The 19,094-nt window shown below is 71.4% G+C and carries 19 protein-coding genes and 3 pseudogenes; 12 read left to right on the forward strand and 10 right to left on the reverse strand.

What is annotated here, in order from left to right; translation table 11 throughout:
• Positions 1–77: 77 nt before the first annotated feature.
• Positions 78–1,619 (forward strand): ATP-dependent DNA ligase, encoded by a 1,542-nt coding sequence (locus AB0K02_RS16620; RefSeq protein ID WP_365993153.1) that lies wholly within the window; start codon positions 78–80, stop codon positions 1,617–1,619.
• A gap of 3 nt (positions 1,620–1,622) precedes the next feature.
• Here the strand turns inward: AB0K02_RS16620 and AB0K02_RS16625 are convergent, their stop codons facing one another.
• Positions 1,623–2,129 carry an FBP domain-containing protein gene (locus AB0K02_RS16625; protein ID WP_365993154.1) on the reverse strand — a complete coding sequence of 169 codons (507 nt, stop codon included), beginning with the start codon at positions 2,127–2,129 and terminating at the stop codon, positions 1,623–1,625.
• A gap of 102 nt (positions 2,130–2,231) precedes the next feature.
• Between AB0K02_RS16625 and AB0K02_RS16630 the strand changes: the two genes are divergently transcribed.
• Both AB0K02_RS16630 and AB0K02_RS16635 read left to right on the forward strand, forming a co-directional pair.
• Entirely contained in the window at positions 2,232–2,534 is a 303-nt protein-coding gene (locus AB0K02_RS16630) for a 4a-hydroxytetrahydrobiopterin dehydratase (protein WP_365993155.1), read from the forward strand.
• Between the two features lie 250 nt (positions 2,535–2,784).
• Entirely contained in the window at positions 2,785–4,227 is a 1,443-nt protein-coding gene (locus tag AB0K02_RS16635) for a beta-propeller fold lactonase family protein (protein ID WP_365993156.1), read from the forward strand.
• Between the two features lie 130 nt (positions 4,228–4,357).
• On the opposite strand, the gene AB0K02_RS16640 is transcribed toward AB0K02_RS16635, so the two are convergent.
• The 4 genes from AB0K02_RS16640 to AB0K02_RS16655 form a co-directional block, all read right to left on the reverse strand.
• Positions 4,358–4,816 carry an RICIN domain-containing protein gene (locus AB0K02_RS16640; protein ID WP_365993157.1) on the reverse strand — a complete coding sequence of 153 codons (459 nt, stop codon included), beginning with the start codon at positions 4,814–4,816 and terminating at the stop codon, positions 4,358–4,360.
• A 126-nt stretch (positions 4,817–4,942) separates the two neighbouring features.
• Complete coding sequence (locus AB0K02_RS16645) at positions 4,943–5,776, reverse strand: aldo/keto reductase (protein WP_365993158.1); 834 nt, start codon at positions 5,774–5,776, stop codon at positions 4,943–4,945.
• Positions 5,777–5,976: 200 nt separating this feature from the next.
• Positions 5,977–7,776, reverse strand: coding sequence for a long-chain fatty acid--CoA ligase (locus tag AB0K02_RS16650; RefSeq protein ID WP_365993178.1), 1,800 nt, complete (start codon positions 7,774–7,776; stop codon positions 5,977–5,979).
• Positions 7,777–8,087: 311 nt separating this feature from the next.
• Positions 8,088–8,960, reverse strand: a complete 873-nt coding sequence (locus AB0K02_RS16655) for a LysR substrate-binding domain-containing protein (protein ID WP_365993159.1) — start codon at positions 8,958–8,960, stop codon at positions 8,088–8,090.
• 126 nt (positions 8,961–9,086) lie between these two features.
• On the opposite strand from AB0K02_RS16655, the gene AB0K02_RS16660 reads away from it, so the two are divergent.
• The 3 genes from AB0K02_RS16660 (at position 9,087) to AB0K02_RS16670 (ending at position 12,527) form a co-directional block, all read left to right on the forward strand.
• Positions 9,087–10,124, forward strand: coding sequence for a bile acid:sodium symporter family protein (locus tag AB0K02_RS16660; protein WP_365993160.1), 1,038 nt, complete (start codon positions 9,087–9,089; stop codon positions 10,122–10,124).
• A gap of 178 nt (positions 10,125–10,302) precedes the next feature.
• Positions 10,303–10,710 carry a (2Fe-2S) ferredoxin domain-containing protein gene (locus AB0K02_RS16665; protein WP_365993161.1) on the forward strand — a complete coding sequence of 136 codons (408 nt, stop codon included), beginning with the start codon at positions 10,303–10,305 and terminating at the stop codon, positions 10,708–10,710.
• Positions 10,711–11,027: 317 nt separating this feature from the next.
• A complete protein-coding gene (locus AB0K02_RS16670; RefSeq protein ID WP_365993162.1) occupies positions 11,028–12,527 on the forward strand; it encodes an IMP dehydrogenase in 1,500 nt (499 codons plus the stop codon).
• Between the two features lie 139 nt (positions 12,528–12,666).
• Here AB0K02_RS16670 and AB0K02_RS16675 read toward each other — a convergent pair whose 3' ends face one another.
• Positions 12,667–13,098, reverse strand: coding sequence for a nuclear transport factor 2 family protein (locus tag AB0K02_RS16675; protein WP_365993163.1), 432 nt, complete (start codon positions 13,096–13,098; stop codon positions 12,667–12,669).
• 94 nt (positions 13,099–13,192) lie between these two features.
• Here AB0K02_RS16675 and AB0K02_RS16680 point away from each other — a divergent pair, with 94 nt between their 5' ends.
• Positions 13,193–13,762, forward strand: a complete 570-nt coding sequence (locus AB0K02_RS16680; RefSeq protein WP_365993164.1) for a PadR family transcriptional regulator — start codon at positions 13,193–13,195, stop codon at positions 13,760–13,762.
• Positions 13,763–13,927: 165 nt separating this feature from the next.
• Here AB0K02_RS16680 and AB0K02_RS16685 read toward each other — a convergent pair whose 3' ends face one another.
• The 4 genes and pseudogenes from AB0K02_RS16685 to AB0K02_RS16700 form a co-directional block, all read right to left on the reverse strand.
• Positions 13,928–14,116 (reverse strand): DUF6381 family protein, encoded by a 189-nt coding sequence (locus AB0K02_RS16685; protein ID WP_365993165.1) that lies wholly within the window; start codon positions 14,114–14,116, stop codon positions 13,928–13,930.
• Positions 14,117–14,356: 240 nt separating this feature from the next.
• Positions 14,357–15,196 carry a formate dehydrogenase accessory sulfurtransferase FdhD gene (fdhD, locus tag AB0K02_RS16690; RefSeq protein WP_365993166.1) on the reverse strand — a complete coding sequence of 280 codons (840 nt, stop codon included), beginning with the start codon at positions 15,194–15,196 and terminating at the stop codon, positions 14,357–14,359.
• A gap of 4 nt (positions 15,197–15,200) precedes the next feature.
• A pseudogene (locus AB0K02_RS16695) lies at positions 15,201–15,337 on the reverse strand (Fe-S-binding domain-containing protein); the annotation flags it as partial.
• Positions 15,337–15,465 (reverse strand): annotated as a pseudogene (locus AB0K02_RS16700) (2-dehydropantoate 2-reductase N-terminal domain-containing protein); the annotation flags it as partial. The pseudogenes AB0K02_RS16700 and AB0K02_RS16695, both read right to left, overlap by 1 nt.
• A gap of 233 nt (positions 15,466–15,698) precedes the next feature.
• Between AB0K02_RS16700 and AB0K02_RS16705 the strand changes: the two are divergent.
• The 5 genes and pseudogenes from AB0K02_RS16705 to AB0K02_RS16725 all read left to right on the forward strand — a co-directional run.
• Positions 15,699–16,646, forward strand: coding sequence for a beta-ketoacyl-ACP synthase III (locus tag AB0K02_RS16705; protein ID WP_365993167.1), 948 nt, complete (start codon positions 15,699–15,701; stop codon positions 16,644–16,646).
• A 24-nt stretch (positions 16,647–16,670) separates the two neighbouring features.
• Positions 16,671–17,132, forward strand: a complete 462-nt coding sequence (locus AB0K02_RS16710; RefSeq protein WP_365993168.1) for an NUDIX domain-containing protein — start codon at positions 16,671–16,673, stop codon at positions 17,130–17,132.
• A 130-nt stretch (positions 17,133–17,262) separates the two neighbouring features.
• The gene (locus AB0K02_RS16715; RefSeq protein WP_365993169.1) at positions 17,263–17,940 is read left to right on the forward strand and encodes a GntR family transcriptional regulator; all 678 of its coding nucleotides are present in this window, start codon (positions 17,263–17,265) and stop codon (positions 17,938–17,940) included.
• Between the two features lie 218 nt (positions 17,941–18,158).
• Positions 18,159–18,770 (forward strand): dihydrofolate reductase family protein, encoded by a 612-nt coding sequence (locus tag AB0K02_RS16720; protein WP_365993170.1) that lies wholly within the window; start codon positions 18,159–18,161, stop codon positions 18,768–18,770.
• 202 nt (positions 18,771–18,972) lie between these two features.
• A pseudogene (locus tag AB0K02_RS16725) lies at positions 18,973–19,094 on the forward strand (sugar kinase); the annotation flags it as partial.

A 19,094-nucleotide genomic window follows, 5' to 3' on the forward strand; every position in this document is an offset into this window, starting at 1 on the left:
AGGCACGACCTCCGGCACGCCCTGCCCCGGGGCGGCACGCACGTGCGGTGGCAGGGCGCGCGAGGCACCATGGGCGCATGCTTCTCGCCCGACTCGCCGACGTGTCCCGAGAGGTCGCCGCCACGTCCGCCCGCTCCCGGAAGACCGCCGCGCTCGCGGAGTTGTTCGCCGAGGCCCGCCCCGAGGACGTCGCCCTCGTCATCTCGTACCTCGCCGGACGCGTCCCCCAGGGTCGCATCGGCATCGGCTGGAGCGTGCTGAAGGAGGCCGTACCGCCCGCCGCCGAGCCCGGGCTCACCGTCACCGAGACCGACGCCGCCCTCACCGCGCTCGCCGAGATCGCCGGCCCCGGCGCACAGGCCGAGCGGCGCAGCCGGGTGCGCACCCTCCTGGCCGCCGCCACCGCCGAGGAGCAGCACTTCCTGATCCGCCTCCTCACCGGCGAGGTGCGTCAGGGAGCCCTCGACGCCGTGGCGCTGGACGCGGTCGCCAAGGCCGCCGGCGCACCCGCCGCCGACGTACGCCGCGCCGTGATGCTCGACGGATCACTGCCGAGGGTCGCCCGCGCCCTGCTCGCCGACGGACCCGAGGCCCTCGCCCGGTTCCGGCTGCGCGTGGGCAGCCCCGTGCAGCCGATGCTCGCCCACACCGCGAAGTCCGTGACCGAGGCCGTCGCGGCGCTCGGCACCGGCTGCGCGGTCGAGGAGAAGCTCGACGGCATCCGCGTCCAAGTGCACCGCACCGGGGACGACGTACGCGTCTACACCCGGTCCCTCGACGACATCACGGCCCGCCTGCCCGAAGTGGTGCTCAGCGCACGGCAGATGGCGGGGGACGGGTTCATCCTCGACGGCGAGGTCATCGCCCTCGGCCCGGACGGTCGCCCCCTCCCGTTCCAGGACATCGCCTCCCGCGTCGGCTCACGCCTCGACGTCGAGGCCGCGCACGCCGCACTGCCGCTGTCGCCCGTCTACTTCGACGTCCTCGCCGCCGACGGCGAACCCGTCCTCGACCTGCCCGGCCACGAACGGCACCAGCACCTCGCCCGGCTCGTACCCGAACCGATGCGCGTCCGCCGCCACGTCGTCGGCGACCCCTCCTCCGAGGAGCAGATCGCCGCGGCGGAGGCGTTCTTCGCCGAGACGCTGCGCCTCGGCCACGAGGGCGTCCTCGTCAAGGCCCTCGACGCGGCCTACGTCGCCGGCCGCCGGGGCCGCTCCTGGCTGAAGGTCAAGCCGGTGCACACCCTCGACCTCGTCGTCCTGGCCGCGGAACGGGGACACGGGCGGCGCACCGGACTCCTGTCCAACCTCCACCTCGGCGCGCGCGCCGCGGACGGCGGCCTCGTGATGCTCGGCAAGACCTTCAAGGGCCTCACCGACGAGATGCTGCGCTGGCAGACCGGAAAACTGCGGGAACTCGCCGTCGAGGACGATGGGTTCACCGTCCGCGTCCGCCCCGAGCTCGTCGTCGAGGTCGCCTACGACGGGTTGCAGCGCTCGCCCCGCTACCCGGCCGGTGTCGCGCTGCGGTTCGCCCGCGTGCTGCGCCACCGGCCCGACAAGAGCGCGGACGAGGCCGACACGATCGAGCAGGTCCTCTCGGCCGCCGGGCGGTGACCCTCAGCGCAGGCCGAGCACCTTGTCCGCGAACGCGGACAGGTTCTGCGTCGTGCGCGCGATCCGCTCCTCGAGCGTCAGGCTCTCCTCGTACCGTCCGTGCCGCAGCTTCGGCTGCCTCTTCCTCCGCACGTACAGCGAACAGGCCAGATCAGCGCAGAGGTACGTGCCCACGGTGTTGCCCTCGCGTCCGGCCGCACCGGCCAGCGGTGCGGCGAACAGTGTCACGCCCGACGACGCGTGCCCGGTGAGACAGGCATGGCACATACTCGACTTCACCGCGCTCGTACGGCCGGTGGACGGGATGCGCAGGGTGATGCCGACCAGCCCGTCCCCGTGTGGCAGCACCATGTGCGCCTTCAGCGGCGCTCCCGGGTCCACCCAGCCGAGAAAGTCGAGGTCTTCCCAGGGCAGTTCGGAGAAGTCCGCGGGCAGGCGCATCCGCGACGCCTCACCCTTCGTGCAGTTGACGAAGGACGCGCGGATCTGTTTGTCGGTCAAAGGTTCCACTCGGTGGAACGTACACAGCGCGCCTTGGTGCAGGCATCCGAATTACCGGGCATCGGACCTATGGTGTCCTCGTCCGTCGCCCCCTCCGGAAGGATCACGGTCATGCCCACCGAGCCGCTGTCGCAGAAGGAGATCGAGGACCGTCTGCGGGAACTTCCCGGCTGGTCGCTCGACGGCGATCGCATCGCCCGCTCCTACCGCCTCTCCTCGCACTTCGCCGCGACCGCCATGGTCGTGCACATCGCCCGGATCCAGGAGGAGCTGAACCACCACTCCGACCTCACACTCGGCTACAACACCCTGGCCCTGACCGTGCACTCCCACGACGTGAACGCCCTCACCGAACGGGACTTCGCCCTCGCCGAGCGCGTCGAGGAGATCGCCCCCGCGCACGGCGCGAACTGACCCCCCGGCGTGCTCGGGCCTGCTCGGCTACGACCGACGTCGTCACGCAGAGTTGTCCGCATGGGCTAATCGGCGCGCCCATACGGTCGTCATTCCCGCGGTCCGCGCACACGCGAGGCGATCACGGCATCTAGCGTCCGCCCCGGCGATCATCAGCGCCGCGGCGATCGCGACCCCTGAGCGGGCATCGATCGCCGGCTTCATAAAGCAATCGCGCACATGTCGGTGCGGTGCACTGCAGGAGGTCTGGATGTCGGGTATCGCGGTATGGGGGGCGTCGGGGCGAAATCGCGGTGGCGGTGGCTCGTGGTGGGTGCTGGTGCGGGCCTGGGTGGCGGGAGTGGCGGTCCTGGCGGGACTGACCGTTCCGCTCGCCGTGGCGACGCCCGCCGCCGCGCAGACGGGAACCTTCGCCTACGTCGCCAACCTCTTCTCGGACGCCGTGTCGGTGATCGACACTGACACGAACACCGTCGTCGCCACCGTCCCCGTCGGCGACTTCCCCAGGGGCGTGGCGGTGACCCCGGACGGCTCCCTCGTCTACGTCGCCAACACCGGCTCGGCCAGTGTGTCGGTGATCGACACTGCCACGAACACCGTCATCGCCACCGTCCCCGTCGGCAACGGCCCCATCGGCGTGGCGGTGACCCCGGACGGCTCCCGGGTCTACGTCGCCAACGTCGACGCGGCCAGTGTGTCGGTGATCGACACCGCCACCAACACCGTCGTCGACACCATCCCCACCGGCGGCGCACCCTGGGGGGTGGCGATCACCCCGGACGGCACCCGCGTCTACGTCACCAGGGCCAACGAGAGCGACGTGTCGGTGATCGACACCGCCACCAACACCGTCATCACCACCATCCCCGTGGGCACAGGACCCCGACACCTGGTGGTCACGCCGGACGGCACCCGCGTCTACGTCGCCAACGCCACCTCGGACGACGTGTCGGTGATCGACACGGCCACCAATACGGTCATCGACACCATCCCCGCCGGTGACGGCCCCTTCGCCGTGGCGGTGACCCCAGACGGCTCCCTCGTCTACGTCACCAACAACGACACAACCACGGTCTCCGTGATCGACACGGCCACCAACACGGTCATCGACACCGTCACCGTCGGAGCCAATCCCCTTGGCGTGGCGGTGACCCCGGACGGCTCACGCGCCTACGTCGGGAATGCCGGCTCGGACACCGTGTCCGTGATCGACACTGCCACGAACACCGTCATCGACACCATCCCCGGCGGCGACGGCCCCAATGCGACGGCGATCGGCACCGTCTTCGCGGAGCGGACTCCGACCAGGCTGACCCTGAGGCTGGAAAAGAAGAAGAAGAAGAAGGGCAAGGACACCGTCAGCGCCCTGGGCGGCAAGGACGGCCTCACGCTGACGGCCAGGCTGACTGCCGGGGGCCAGCCCCTCGAAGGCGAGAGCATCGACTTCACCGCCGACTCCGTCCTGCTGTGCAGCGACACGACCGACAGCCGGGGCCGGGCCACGTGCCAGATCTCGCGCCAGAAGGACAAGGACACCTGCTACACGGCCATCTTCGACGGCGACGAGACGTACGAGCCCGCCACCGCCACCGTCTGCCGGGACGACCACGACAGCACGTCAAAACAGCACGAGGTGAGCAACCTCAGTGACCTGGCCGTGCCCTCCATGGCCCTGACCGGCGCGCACGGCTGACACCATCGCCGGTTCACCTGACGGCAAACCGGTCGAGGAGCCCTCTCCAGCACTCGCGAGGAGAGGGCTCCTCGGCTTGCGCCGGGGGAACGGCCGCCCCGGCCCGGCGGGCCGTGACCGCGGGCTCCGCTCATCGGCCGACGGGCTCCAACCGCCACCACTGATGCGGCCCGTCGGTGTCCTCCCACTGCCGGACGTCCGCCCCGTCCTCCGTGCTGCCGTCGGCGACCTCCAGCAGCAGCCCGCTGACGAAACTCACGAGCGCGACCGTGCCCGGGGCGTCGAGATGGCGCTCGACGATCCATTCCTGGGCGCCGAAGTTGTTCGCCTTCCACTGCTGGACCCTCGCGCCGTTCTCCGTGGAGGCGCCCGCGACATCGAGACGCTTGCCGCTCGCCTCGTTCACGAAGTGGTACAGCCCGCTGCCGTTGGGCACGGGGTCGACCCGCCACCGCTGGCCCGGCGCACCCGACTCCTTCGCCTGCTGCACCCGGGCGCCGCTGCCCCTGGCGCCGCCCGCCACCTCAAGCACCAGCCCGCTGCCGACATTGCGCACCAGGTAGAGCCCCGATCCGAGTGGCCCGCTCACTGTCCCTGCCTCTCCCCGACGATCGGCACCATCCTCGCACCGGCCACTGACAGCGCCCGGACACGACGACGGCGCAGCCGCGTGCGCGCGGCTGCGCCGTACCGTCCGAGACCAATGGAGTGCCTGTCAGCCCATGTTGAACTGCGCCGGGTGCGGGCCGAGCCGCTTGCCCTCGTCGAGCGCGGCGAACGCCGCCAGGTCGTCCGCGTCCAGCTCGAAGTCGAACACGTCGATGTTCTCCCGGATACGGGCCGGCGTGACGGACTTGGGGATGACCACGTTGCCGAGCTGGAGGTGCCAGCGCAGCACCACCTGGGCGGGGGTGCGCCCGTGCTTCTGGGCGACCGCGACGACCGTGGGCACGTCCAGCAGGCCCTTGCCCTGGCCGAGCGGGGACCACGCCTCGGTCGCGATGCCGTGGCGGGCGTGAGCCTCGCGGGACGCCGACTGCTGGAGCTGCGGGTGCAGTTCGATCTGGTTGACGGCCGGGACGACCGAGGTCTCCCCGATCAGCCGCTCCAGGTGCTCGGGAAGGAAGTTGGAGACGCCGATGGCCTTGGCGCGCCCCTCCGCGTGGATCTTCTCGAAGGCGCGGTAGGTGTCCACGTAGGCGTCCTTGGCGGGCACCGGCCAGTGGATGAGGTACAGGTCGACGTAGTCGAGGCCGAGCCTCTGCAGGGACGCGTCGAACGCGCGCAGCGTCGCGGCGTAGCCCTGCTCGCTGTTCCACAGCTTGGTGGTGACGAAGAGCTCCTCGCGGGCGATGCCGGACTCGGCGACGGCCTTGCCCGTGCCCGTCTCGTTCTCGTACACGGCGGCGGTGTCGATGCTGCGGTAGCCGGCCTCCAGGGCCGTGGTGACGGCCTGCGCGGCCTCGTCGTCGGGCACCTGCCAGACACCGAAGCCGAGCTGCGGCATGGTGACACCGTTGTTGAGGGTGAGGGAGGAGACCTTGCTCACGAGCGGTCGATCCTTACGTCGTCGGTCGGTACTCCTTGGGTCAACGATCACATCCGGGTACGCATTCCCTCCCCACGGGCGGACCCGGCCTCGTGCGGACGCGGCGCCGCCCACCCGCGCGGGCGCGCCGTGCCGTTTACGCCCACCGTGCCTGACCGTGCCCGGATGTCCACCGGCCCGCGTCCGCCCCTGGCGGGCGGTCACCGGTAAAGGGCGTCCACCTCGGCCGCGTACGCGTTCTCGATCGCCTTCCGCTTCAGCTTGAGGGAAGGCGTCAGCAGACCGTGCTCCTCGCTGAAGGGGTGGGCGAGTATACGGAACGTACGGATCGACTCGGACTTGGACACCAGGGTGTTGGCGGCCACCACCGCGCGCCGGATCTCCATCTCCAGATCCGGGTCGCGCACCAGGTCCGCCGGCGGCATCGGCGCCTTGCCCTGGATCGTCAGCCAGTGGTCGACGGCCTCCGGGTCGACGGTGACGAGGGCGGCGATGTAGGGGCGGTCGTTGCCGACGACGAGGCACTGGGCCACCAGCGGATGCGCGCGCACCCGTTCCTCCAGCGCGGCGGGCGAGACGCTCTTGCCGCCGGACGTCACCAGGATCTCCTTCTTCCGGCCGGTGATCGTCAGATAGCCCTCTTCGTCGAGTGCACCGAGGTCGCCCGTCGCCAGCCACCCGTCGTGCAGCACGGCGTTCGTGGCCTTCGGGTCGTTCAGATAGCCGGAGAAGACATGGCCGCCCCGCAGCCAGACCTCCCCGTCCTCCGCGATGTGCACGGTGGTGCCCGGGATCGGCGGGCCGACCGTGCCGTAGCGGGTGAGCTCCGGCGGGTTGGCGGTGGCCGCCGCGCTGGACTCGGTCAGCCCGTAGCCCTCGTAGATCGTGACGCCCGCACCCGCGAAGAACAGCCCGAGGCGGCGGTCCATGCCCGAGCCGCCGGACATCGCGTGGCGCACCCGGCCGCCCATCGCGTGGCGCACCTTCGCGTACACGAGCTTCTCGAACACCTGGTGCTGGACGCGCAGGCCCGCCGAGGGGCCGGGGCCGAGCCCGAACGCCCGGTGCTCCAGGGCCTCCGCGTACCTCACGGCCACCTCGACGGCCTTGTCGAACGCTCCCGCCCGGCCCTCGGTCTCCGCCTTGCGGCGGGCCGCGTTGAAGACCTTCTCGAAGATGTAGGGGACGGCGAGGATGAACGTCGGGCGCAGCGAGGCCAGATCGGGCAGCAGCGCGCTCGCCTGCAGCACCGGCTGGTGGCCGAGCTTGACGCGGCCCCGGATCGCGGCGACCTCGACCATGCGGCCGAAGACATGGGACAGGGGCAGGAACAGCAGCGTCGACGCCTCGTCCCCCGGCCGGGAGTGGAACACCGGCTCCCAGCGGCCGACCATCGTGTCGGCCTCGAACATGAAGTTGGCGTGCGTGATCACACAGCCCTTGGGGCGGCCCGTCGTGCCCGAGGTGTAGATGATCGTCGCGACCGAGTCCGGGGTGACGGCCCGCCGGTGGCGGTGCACCACGTCCTCGTCGATGTGCGCCCCGGCTTCGAACAGTTCGGCGACGGCTCCGCCGTCGAGCTGCCACAGCCGTTTCAGCCGCGGCAGGCGGTCGATCACCGAGCCGATGGTCATGGCGTGGTCCTCGTGCTCCACCATGCAGGCCGAGACCTCGGAGTCGTGCAGCATCCAGTAGACCTGCTCGGCGGAGGACGTGGGGTACACGGGCACGGACTGCGCGCCGACCGTCCACAGCGCGAAGTCGAAGAGGGTCCACTCGTAGCGCGTGCGGCACATGAGGGCGACCCGGTCGCCGAAGCGGACGCCGTGCGCGAGCAGTCCCCTGGCCAGCGCCAGCACCTCGTCGCGGAACTGCGCCGACGTGACGTCCTGCCACCGGCCCCGGTCGTCCTTGCGGGCGAGCGCCACGCGGCCCGGATCGTCCTCGGCGTGGTCGAAGACCGCGTCCGCCAGCCCGCCGACCTGAGGCGCCGCGGGCAGGGGTGGGACAGTGAACTCGCGCAATGGCCTGCTCCTTGTGGCGCTCCGCACAGCGCCGTGACCGTACCCCACCGTTACTCCCGGCGGGAGTGGCTGCGTGGAGGCAAGACGACTGTCATCGGCACAGGTCAGCGGCGCGGCCGGGTGGCTGGGGCGGTCGGTCGAGGACAATTCTGACCGCAGAGTAAGTACAGCGGTGCGGAATCTCCACCGAATCTGTACGCGGTGATCACCGGCGCTCCACCGGGCGGGGCAGCCGTCCGCACCTGGTGGGGGACGGCGCTCCGGCCCGGTCGACGGGGGCCGGCGGCTCAGCGCGGCGCCGGGCCGTGCAGCCGGTCGCCCGCCGCCAGGAGCGCGTCGGCGAGGGCGGACGCCGCCTCCTGCGCCGCGTGCCGTCGCCGTCCCTGGAGCAGGACGAAGTCGACCGTGCCGAGATCGGGCAGCCCGGCCCGCTCCGGGACGGCGACCAGACCCGGCGGGATGAGCCCGCGGGTGTGCGCCATCACGCCGAGCCCGGCGCGTGCCGCGGCCACCAGACCGCTGAGGCTGCCGCTCGTGCACGCGATCCGCCAGGGACGGCCCTCCCGCTCCAGCACGTCGAGCGCGCGGGCCCGGGTGACCGCGGGCGGCGGGAACAGGATCAGGGGAAGGGGCCGCTCGGGATCCGGGCGTACGCCCTTGGCCGCGATCCAGACCATGCGGTCGCGCCAGACCAGCTCCCCGTGCGAGGCGCCCGGCCCCCGTTTGGCCAGCACCAGGTCGAGGCGGCCCGCCTCCAGACGTCTGTGGAGCGTCCCGGACAGCTCCACCGTCAGCTCCAGGTCGACCTCGGGATGGTCGCGGCGGAACGACTCCAGGATCTCCGGGAGCCGCGTCAGCACGAAGTCCTCGGAGGCTCCGAACCGCAGCCGGCCGCGCAGCCGGGTGCCGGTGAAGTACGCGGCGGCGCGCTCGTGCGCCTGGAGGATCGTCCGCGCGAAGCCGAGCATCGCCTCGCCGTCCTCCGTGAGCTCGACGGTGTGCGTGTCCCGGGCGAACAGCGGCCGGCCGGTCGCGTCCTCCAGCCGGCGCACGTGCTGGCTCACCGTCGACTGCCGCAGCCCGAGGCGGCGGGCGGCCTGCGTGAAGTTCAGCGTCTGCGCGACGGCCAGGAACGTGCGCAGCTGCGTCGGGTCGTACACGCCTCCACGGTAGCGCCGCTCATCACGAAACACGATGGCAGTCAGAGTGGTGTACGGGATTCCCGATCGCCTTCCCGCGGAGCACCATGGAGAGGGCACGTCCAGATCCGAGAGCAAGTGGAGCTCATGAACCGCCGCCGTACCCCGCGTCTGCCGTCCTGGCTGCCGATCGACCCGTACATCCTCGCTCTGCTGGGGACCGTGGCGCTGGCCGCACTGCTGCCCGCCTCGGGCACCGCGGCCGACGTGGCGGGCGGCGCGTCCACCGGGGCGGTGGCCCTGCTCTTCTTCCTCTACGGCGCCCGGCTGTCGACCCGCGAGACGCTCGACGGGCTGCGCCACTGGCGGCTGCACGTGACCGTGCTCGCCGCGACGTTCGTGGTCTTCCCGCTGCTGGGTCTCGCCGCGCGCGGGCTCGAACCGCTCGTCCTGACGCCGGAGCTGGCCAACGGGCTGCTGTTCCTGTGCCTCGTGCCCTCCACGATCCAGTCGTCCATCGCCTTCACGTCGATGGCCCGCGGCAACGTGCCCGCGGCCATCTGCGCCGGGTCGTTCTCCAGCCTCGCCGGCATCGTGCTCACACCGCTGCTGGCGGCCCTGCTGCTGGGCGGCAGCGCGGGCGGCTTCTCCGCGGACTCGCTGCTGCGGATCGTGCTGCACCTGCTCGTTCCGTTCCTGGCGGGCCAGCTGCTCAGCCGCTGGGTGGGAGGCTTCCTCACCCGGCACAGGCGCCTGCTCGGACACGTCGACCGCGGCTCGATCCTGCTGGTCGTCTACACGGCCTTCAGCGAGGGCATGGTCGCGGGCGTCTGGCACCAGGTGACCCCGGCCCGGCTCGGCGGCCTCCTCGTGATCGAGGCGCTGCTGCTGGCACTCATGCTGACGCTGACGTGGTTCGGCGCGAAGCGGCTCGGCTTCGGCCGGGCGGACCGGATCGCGATCCAGTTCGCGGGTTCGAAGAAGAGCCTGGCGGCGGGTCTGCCGATGGCGGCGGTGCTGTTCGGCGCGCAGGCGAGCCTGGCCGTGCTGCCATTGATGCTCTTCCACCAGATGCAGTTGATGGTCTGCGCGGTGATCGCGAAGCGCCGCGCGCACGATGCGGCCCTCGCCGCCCCTGCTGCGTGCCCTGGGGAGTCCGCGCCCACTGCGCTGCAGAGCCGGTGAGCGGACCCTGACCGACGACGGACCGAAGGTGCCGTCGCCCCTGCCGGCAGCCGATCGGCGGGCCCCGGACCTGACGGTGCGCCGCCTCTCCCCCCTCGAACCGGGAACTGGCCGTCCTGACGGCCGAGTCCGGCCCCTCGCGCCGCGGGCCCTGTCACGCGACTGAGAGGATCAGCCGGTGAACCAGTTCGCGATACGGCCCTTCGGCGCCCGCCCCTGCACCCTCGTCGTCTGCCGGGGGTGCTGCTGCGGCGACGCCCGCAAGAACCCCGGGACCGACCACGCCGGCCAACTCGCCCGTCTGCGCGGCGCGGCCGACGCGTCCGGCGGACGTCTCGCCGTGCGCACCAGCGACTGCCTCGGCCCCTGCGGCCAGGCGAACGTCATCGTCGTCCAGCCCTCGACCGAAGGCCGCCGCCGCGGCGCCCGTGCCGCCTGGATCGGCTGGGCACTCGACGACGACGCCACCGACGACGTGATCGCGTGGGCCGAGGCAGGCGGCCCCGGCATGGCCGAGCCCCCGGCCACCCTGACGCTCCAGATGATCCCGCCGCCCTCGGACGCCCGCCGCCGCGTCGGGCGTTAGGCCCTCTCTCTCGGTCGGGCCGGATCAGTGAGCCGGGCGACCGGGCCGGGTACCTCGCTGCCGGGCCGAGGACCTGAAGGAGCCGCCCGGGGTGGACAGTTGCCGCTGAGCGCGATTCGTGCAGCGGCTGGGGAATCGCTAAGGTGCCGGGTCACGACCGCACCCCGTTCGATCCACGGGCCGGTCAGGGTTCTGCCGCCGTTCGTGGCACCTCCACTGCTGCCGTGCCGACCTCTGCCTGCCCGGCCCTGGGAAGACCGGGGGCGATCTCCACGGCGGGGGCAGTCGGGCCCCGGCCGACGGGTCAGGAGGAACGAGTGGCACAGGTCATCGCCGAGGTCTCACGGACGTTCAACGAGTTTCTGCTCTTGCCCAACCGGACCCGGACCGACTGCTCGCCCGCGACGGTCGAGCTGCGCACGCCTCTGGTGCGGCACGTCGTGGGCGAGCCGTCGGCGATCGAGCTGCACGCGCCGTTCACGTCCGCGATCATGCAGGCCGTCGGCACACCGGAACTCGCGATCGCGCTCGCGCGCAACGGCGGCCTGAGTTTCCTGCACCACAACCAGTCGATCCAGGACCAGGTCGCAGCGGTCCGCCAGGTGAAGAACTTCAAGGCCGGATTCGTCACCAGCGACACGAACGTCCGGCCCGACGACAGCCTGGGTCTCCTGGTCGACATCATGCGCCGCACCGGTCACAGCACCGCCGCGGTCACCCACGACGGGACGGCCGCCGGCCGCCTGCTCGGCCTGGTGACCTCCCGCGACTTCCACCCTCAACGCCACGACCTGACCGAGCCGGTCAGCCGGCGGATGACCGCCGTCTCCGACCTGCCCCATGCGGGGTCTGACACCACGCTTTCGGAGGCCAACGCCCGGCTGTGGGACGAACGGCTGGACTGCCTGCCGGTGCTGGACGGCGAGGGCAACCTGCAGCATCTGGTGTTCCGGTCCGACTACACGGACCACAAGCGCTTCCCGAACCAGGTCGTGGACGCCGCCAAGCGCCTGCGCGTGGGCGCGGGCGTCAACACCCATGACTACCAGGAGCGCGTCCCGGCCCTGGTGGAGGCGGGCGCGGACGCGCTGTGCTTCGACTCGTCCGACGGCTACAGCGACTGGCAGGCACAGGCCCTGACATGGGTGAAGAAGCACTGTCCGGAGATCCCGGTCGGCGGGGGCAACGTGGTCGACGGCGAGGCCTTCACCTTCCTCGCCGAGGCGGGGGCGGACTTCGTCAAGGTCGGCGTGGGTGGCGGCTCCATCTGCATCACCCGCGACCAGAAGGGCATCGGACGCGGCCAGGCCAGTGCCGTGCTGGATGTCGCGGCGGCCCGGGACGCGTTGTGCGAGCGCACCGGCGAGTACGTGCCGATCTGCTCCGACGGCGGGCTGGTGCACGACTGTCACGTGGCCCTGGCGCTGGCGATGGGCGCCGACTTCGTCATGATGGGGCGGTACTTCGCGCGCTTCGACCAGGCGGCCGGCGCGAAGCTGCCCACCCGTGACGGCTTCGTGAAGGAGTACTGGGGCGAGGGCTCGAACCGTGCCCGCAACTGGCAGCGTTACGGCCAGGGCGGCCAGGGCCTGGTCTTCGAGGAAGGCGTGGACGGCTGTGTCCCCTACGCGGGCGACCTCGACGAAGGCCTGGCGCTGACCGTCGCCAAACTCAAGACCACGATGGTGTCCTGCGGCTCCACCACCCTGCCGGAGTTCCGGTCCACGGCCCGGCTGACCCTCGTGTCGGACCAGAGCTTCCAGGAGAGCCACGCCAACGTCACCCTGCGGGACGCCCCGACGGCGGTCCTCACCTGACCCGGCGTTCCCACCGCCGTCGGCGCCGGGAGCGGCTCTCCCGTACATCGAAGGGGCAGGGCCGTCGGCCGAGTCCACACGGTGAAGGCGTCGTGTCGCCCTGGCCGGGGACCGGTTCCGGTCCCCGGCCCGTGGTCGTCTACGGACGGGCGGGTGCCGGGACCAGGCCGTCCGCGACCAGGCCGGCGAGAACGGCCTCGCTGAGGGCGTGCACGGCGGACTGGGGGCGGACCATGACGGTGAACTCCTTGATCCGGCCCTCGTCGTCGAAGTGCAGCAGGTCGATGCCGTGGATCTCCTTGCCGCCTGCCCTGGCGCGGAAGAGCAGTACCGCGGACGGCGCCGTGGTGGCGTCGGTGCTGGTCTCGGCGGTCCCGGCGTAGTCGCCGATGTAGCGGAAGTCCTCGAAGGTGCGCAGCAGGACCCCGAAGAGTCCCCTCACCATCGGCTTGCCCTCGAACGGCGTGAACTTGACGGGGCTGTAGAAGCGGATGTCGTCGGTGAACAGGTCGTCCAGGGCTGCGAGGTCCTGGTTGTCGACGGCTGCGCGGAAACGGTCTGCGGTGTTCATGAGCCCCACCTTGATAGTCATGAATGTGAGTAGTCATTTTCATGAGTACCATGGAGAGCCCGTACGGCGACAGGGCATGTGAGGAGCGGATCCCATGGCACTACGGCACGCCGTGCTGGCGGCGCTGCTCGACGGCGAGCTGAGCGGCTACCAAGTGGCCAAGGCGTTCGACATCGGTGTGGCCAACTTCTGGTACGCCCAGCCGCAGCAGCTCTACGCCGAGCTGACCCGGCTGGAGAAGGAAGGGCTGGTCGCGGGCCGGGAGGTGGTGCAGGAGAGCCGGCCCAACAAGCGGCTGTTCCACGTGACCGACGCGGGCCTGGCGGAGCTGGAGGCCTTCACGGCCGCCGCCGCCAAGCCGGCCTTCGTCCGCGACGACCTGCTCGTCAAGGTCCAGGCCGCCGACCACGTCGACACCCACGCCCTCGTCGCCGAGCTGACCGAACGCGCCACGGTCGCCCAGGCCAAGACCGCCCTCTTCGGCGACCTGCTGCGCCGCTTGCGCGGAGACCGTACGGAGGAGGAGTTCCTCCGCCACGGCGACCGCATCGGCCCGTACCTGACCTGCCTGCGCGGCCTGGCCTTCGAGCGGGAGAACCTCGACTGGTGCACGCGCACGATCGCGGTCCTCGAGGAGAGGCGGCAGGCCCGCTCGCGGCACTGACGCGGCCCCCGGGCTGTGGCCGCTCGGGTGCCGGGCCCGCGAACGGCCCGGACCCGAGTCCAGGGAACGCGGACGGAGCGCGCGGCGTGCGCGTCGGGGACGCGCCAAGGCGGCCCCCGCCCCCGGCCGGGGACGTGGGCCGCCTTGGCGCGGTCGGGCGCGAGGTCACATGGGGTCGATGTCCTCCTGGCCCCTGCGGCCGGCCTGCTTGCTCTGTGCGCGGAGCCTGCGGGCCTGGTCCTGCAGTCGGCGGCGCTCGTCCGGGTCGGTCGCGCGCTCCGCGGCCTCCTGGAGGTCCTGCACCTTCTGGCGCATCTGCTCGGAACGGCCGCTGGGGTCACCTGCAACGCTCATGATCGCTCCTCGATCTGGGGGAGAGCGGACCACCTCAGCGAAGCAACGCCTCCGGGCGCGCGCATCCGGAGCGGTCACCCACCGCTATTCCCGCAGATCGGCCGCCCACGTCTCGCCGGTCGTCCCGCGCTGTCCGTCCGGGCAGCGCTCGCCGTACGGACGCCGAGCGGAACGGAAGGACCCGGCCGGCGCCGGGGGCGCTCCTCGCCGGCCGGGTCGCTGTCCCGCGCCGCGGGGCGCTCAGACCCCGGTGCCCAGGGCGATGCGCTCGTCGCCCGCGTACACGTTCATGTTGGCGCCGCGCAGGAAGCCGACCAGGGTCAGGCCCGTCTCGGCGGCCAGGTCCACGGCGAGCGACGACGGCGCGGAGACGGCGGCGAGCACCGGGATGCCCGCCATCACCGCCTTCTGCGCCAGCTCGAACGACGCCCGCCCGGACACGAGGAGGATCGTCCGGGACAGCGGCAGCCGGCCGTCCCGCAGGGCGCGGCCGACGAGCTTGTCGACGGCGTTGTGCCGGCCCACGTCCTCCCGGATGTCCAGCAGCTCGCCCTCGGGCGAGAACAGTGCCGCCGCGTGCAGGCCCCCGGTCCGGTCGAAGACCTGCTGCGCCGCCCGGAGCCGGTCGGGGAGGCCGGCCAGCAGCGAGGGCTCGACGCGCACCGGGGGAGTGTCGGCGATCGGGAACCGGGCGGTGGTCCGGACGGCGTCCAGGCTCGCCTTGCCGCAGAGCCCGCAGGACGAGGTCGTGTAGACGTTGCGCTCCAGCGTGATGTCGGGGACGGCGACGCCGGGGGCGAGCTTCACGTCCACCACGTTGTAGGTGTTCGAACCGTCGGCCTGCGCACCCGCGCAGTACACGATCGACTGGAGCTCCTCGGCCGCCCCGAGCACGCCCTCGCTGACCAGGAAGCCGGCCGCCAGCGCGAAGTCGTCGCCCGGGGTGCGCATGGTGATGGCGAGGGGCTTGCCGTTCAGCCGGATCTCCAGCGGCTCCTCGGCCACCAGGGTGTCGGGACGGGTCGACACCGTTCCCTCCCGGATGCGGATGGTGCGGCGGCGTTCGGTGACCCGTCCCATGAGATCAGTCCCGATTCTGTACGTGTTGGTAGCCGAAACGGCCCTTGATGCAGAGGTTGCCGTGGGTCACCGGGTCTCGAGCGGCGAGGTGACCTCGACGGTCTCATTGTCCTGCACGTTCAGCGTCAGGTTGCAGCCGACCGGCGCACGGCCGTCAGGTGCGCGGCGCGGGCGATGAGGTGGACGTCGGCGCCGGCGCGGTGGAGCGCGGCCCCGACATGTGCGCCGATGGCACCGGCGCCGACAACTGCGACTTTCACGGGGCTCTGCGTTCGGTGAGGCGACCGAACGAGGGCGGACTGTGAGGATGGTCAGTCGACAGAATATTGTCTACAGGATGCTCCTGTGGTGGGCCAAGGCCCGTTTGCCCGGCAATCGCGGGGTTCCGTTGGGGAAGCTCCAAAGTCCGGCCGGTGAAGCTTGTCGGATCACCTGCCGTCGTACCGGTGGGTAGCCGCAAAGACTGGGGCGTACCTGGCATCGTCCCGAGGGGGAACCATCCATGACCGGCTCACGTGTCGTCGCCGTCGGGCACTACCAGCCCGCGAAGGTGCTCACCAACGACGACCTGGCGGCCATCGTCGACACCAGCGACGAGTGGATCCGCAGCCGCGTGGGCATCGAGACCCGGCACGTCGCGGGCCCCGACGAGCCCGTGGACGAACTGGCCGCGCACGCCGGCGCCAAGGCCCTGGCCTCGGCCGGGCTCACTCCGGCCGACATCGACCTCGTGCTGGTCGCCACCTCCACGGCCGTCGACCGCTCGCCCAACACGGCCGCACGCGTCGCGGCGCGGCTCGGCATGGGCTCGCCCGCCGTGATGGACCTCAACGTCGTCTGCGCGGGCTTCACCCATGCGCTCGCCACCGCGGACCACACGGTGCGCGCGGGAGCGGCCACCCGGGCCCTGGTCATCGGCGCCGACAAGATGGCCGACATCACCGACTGGACCGACCGCACCACCTGCGTGCTGGTGGGCGACGGCGCCGGCGCCGCCGTCGTCGAAGCCGTCCGTCCCGGCCAGGACGCCGGTATAGGACCGGTCCTGTGGGGTTCGGTCCCCGACATGGGGCATGCCGTACGCATCGAGGGCACCCCGCCGCGCTTCGCCCAGGAGGGGCAGGCCGTCTACCGGTGGGCCACCACGCAGCTGCCGCCCATCGCGCGCAAGGTCTGCGAGCGGGCCGGTGTCGCGCCCGAGGAACTGGCCGCCGTCGTCCTGCACCAGGCCAACCTGCGGATCATCGAGCCCGTCGCCCAGCGGATCGGCGCGGTCAACGCGGTCGTGGCCCGCGACGTCGTGGAGTCGGGCAACACCTCCGCTGCCTCCATTCCGATGGCCCTGTCCAAGCTCGTCGAGCGCGGCGAGATCACCTCCGGGGACCCGGTCCTCCTCTTCGGCTTCGGCGGAAACCTGTCGTACGCGGGCCAGGTCATCCGCTGCCCCTGAGCGCGCGCCGTCACACTGGGCTGCATGGCGACGATGCGAAGTGCCGGACTCCTGCTCTACCGGCGGCGGGACACCCGGGTCCAGGTCCTCCTCGGGCACATGGGCGGCCCGTTCTGGGCGTCCCGCGACGACGCGGCCTGGTCGATCCCCAAGGGCGAGTACACCCCGGACGAGGACCCGATGGCCGCGGCGCGACGGGAGTTCGAGGAGGAGCTGGGCCTCCAGCCACCCGTCGGCGACTGGATCCCCCTCGGCGAGACACGGCAGTCGAACGGCAAGGTCGTCACGGTGTGGGCGATGGAGGGCGACCTCGACACGTCCCTCGTCGTGCCGGGCACCTTCACCATGGAGTGGCCGCGGGGATCGGGCGTCCAGCAGGAGTTCCCGGAGATCGACCGGGCCGAGTGGTTCGACATCGGGACCGCGCGCGAGAGGCTTGTCGCGTCGCAGCGGGTCTTCCTGGAGCGCCTCGAACCGTTCCTGTGAGCCGGCCGCGCCAGTGGCGGTGCGGCGGAGTGATGCGGATCTCCGTTGGGGCGATCGTCGCTCGGTAGACTGTAGACGATAGCCAATCCGTGTCGCTTCGCCGTTGCTGTCGGCCTCGAGGGGGACCGTGATGTTGTCCACAGGACTGCCCCCGGGAACCGTGCCCAAGCTGGAACGACCGGGCCCGCTGCGCGAGCGCGTGTACGAGGCACTGCTCGAACTGATCACGACCCGGGCCCTGCGCCCCGGCCAGCACCTGATCGAGAGCGAACTCGCCGGCCACCTCGGCGTCTCCCGCCAGCCCGTGCGCGAGGCGCTCCAGCGCCTCAACACCGAGGGCTGGGTCGACCTGCGCCCGGCCCAAGGCGCGTTCGTCCACGAGCCGACCGAGGCCGAGGCCGACCAGCTGCTGTCGGTGCGCACCCTGCTGGAGGCCGAGGCCGCCCGCCTCGCCGCGGCCCATTCCGGTACCGCCGGCATCGAAGCGCTGGAAGCCCTGTGCGCGAGGGGCGAGCAGGCCGTCGCGGACGACGACGTCGACCAGGCGGTCGCCACCAACGCCGCGTTCCACGCCAAGGTGATGGAGCTCGCCGGCAACAGCGTCCTCGCCGAGCTGGCCGCACAGGTCGACCGCCGCGTCCGCTGGTACTACACGCCCGTGGCGCGACAGCGCGGCCGCCAGTCGTGGATCGAGCACCGCAGCCTGATCGCGGCCATCTCCGCGCGCGACGAACAGCGCGCCACGGAGATCATGCGGGAGCACACGGAGCACACCCGCAAGACCTACCACCAGCGGGAACAGTCCTAGAGCATGTCTCTTCGGCGGGTCGATCCGTTGATCGGATGTTGCTGTTGGATCAGCCGGTGAAACCGGCACACCCCTCGTTGGGAACACGCTCCCGCACGCCTGCCAGAACAGGAAGTGCGGGCAGTCCGAGGATCGGACGGTGATGCCGCGACGCCAGGTCCCGCCGATGAGTTTGCGGTGGCCGCGCAGTCCACCCGTCGACACGAAGGGAGCGCACCATGCGTAAGATCATCGTTTGCACGTTCCTGTCGCTGGACGGCGTCATGCAGGCACCGGGCGGCCCGGACGAGGACGCCGAGAGCGGCTTCGAGCACGGCGGCTGGCAGAAGCCGGTGTCCGACGACGAGGTCGGCGCGGCCGTCGCCGGCTGGTACGAGCCCTCCGACGCGATGCTGCTCGGCCGCAAGACGTACGACATCTTCGCGGCGTACTGGCCGACCGCCGATCCCGGCAACCCGTTCACCGAGCGGATGAACAGCACGCGCAAGTACGTGGCGTCCCGGACCCTGACGTCACTGGAATGGGAGAACTCCACGCTGCTGGAGGGCGACGTCGCCGACGCCGTGCGCGAACTGAAAGCGTCCGACGGCGGTGACATCAACGTCGTCGGCAGCGGCGACCTCGCCCAGACGCTCATGCGGAACGACCTGGTCGACGAGTACCGGCTGACCATCCATCCGGTGATCATCGGCACCGGCAAGCGGCTGTTCGCCGACGGAGCGGTCCCCACCGCTCTGGAGCCGGTCAGCGTCTCGACGACGAAGAGCGGTACCGTCGTCGGGGTCTACCGGCCGACCGGCAAGCCCAGCTACGACAGCTACCAGGGGTAGGAGAACCGGCTGCTCGTGCCGCACCACCAGTCACCGACCTTTGTCCCGGGCGAGGAGAAAGTTGCGCATGGAGTGTGCGCAAGTTCTTCCCACTCAGGCAAAGCGCTGCTACGTTCCCCTCGAAAGCAGACGGATGGCCAGGTTCCCCGCGCCGAAAGGGCTGTGGCCGAGGGCCAGGGGAGGGGAGGGGTACGTGAGACGCATGACGGCTCGACCCGCGAACGCGCACCAGGCGCGACTGCTCCGGCTGCTGCGTGACGAGGGTCCCAACTCCCGGGCGCAGTTGGGTGATCTGGTGGACCTGTCCCGTTCGAAGCTGGCTGT

Origin of the sequence: Streptomyces sp. NPDC049597 (assembly GCF_040675505.1) — a bacterium.
Lineage (GTDB): Bacteria > Actinomycetota > Actinomycetes > Streptomycetales > Streptomycetaceae > Streptomyces.

Coding starts and splice junctions, on each gene's coding strand:
- AB0K02_RS16620 (WP_365993153.1), top strand. CDS start 78: ATGCTTCTCGCCCGACTCGCCGACGTGTCCCGAGAGGTCGCCGCCACG.
- AB0K02_RS16630 (WP_365993155.1), top strand. CDS start 2,232: ATGCCCACCGAGCCGCTGTCGCAGAAGGAGATCGAGGACCGTCTGCGG.
- AB0K02_RS16635 (WP_365993156.1), top strand. CDS start 2,785: ATGTCGGGTATCGCGGTATGGGGGGCGTCGGGGCGAAATCGCGGTGGC.
- AB0K02_RS16660 (WP_365993160.1), top strand. CDS start 9,087: ATGAACCGCCGCCGTACCCCGCGTCTGCCGTCCTGGCTGCCGATCGAC.
- AB0K02_RS16675 (WP_365993163.1), bottom strand. CDS start 13,098: ATGAACACCGCAGACCGTTTCCGCGCAGCCGTCGACAACCAGGACCTC.
- AB0K02_RS16680 (WP_365993164.1), top strand. CDS start 13,193: ATGGCACTACGGCACGCCGTGCTGGCGGCGCTGCTCGACGGCGAGCTG.
- AB0K02_RS16685 (WP_365993165.1), bottom strand. CDS start 14,116: ATGAGCGTTGCAGGTGACCCCAGCGGCCGTTCCGAGCAGATGCGCCAG.
- fdhD (WP_365993166.1), bottom strand. CDS start 15,196: ATGGGACGGGTCACCGAACGCCGCCGCACCATCCGCATCCGGGAGGGA.
- AB0K02_RS16705 (WP_365993167.1), top strand. CDS start 15,699: ATGACCGGCTCACGTGTCGTCGCCGTCGGGCACTACCAGCCCGCGAAG.
- AB0K02_RS16710 (WP_365993168.1), top strand. CDS start 16,671: ATGGCGACGATGCGAAGTGCCGGACTCCTGCTCTACCGGCGGCGGGAC.
- AB0K02_RS16715 (WP_365993169.1), top strand. CDS start 17,263: ATGTTGTCCACAGGACTGCCCCCGGGAACCGTGCCCAAGCTGGAACGA.
- AB0K02_RS16720 (WP_365993170.1), top strand. CDS start 18,159: ATGCGTAAGATCATCGTTTGCACGTTCCTGTCGCTGGACGGCGTCATG.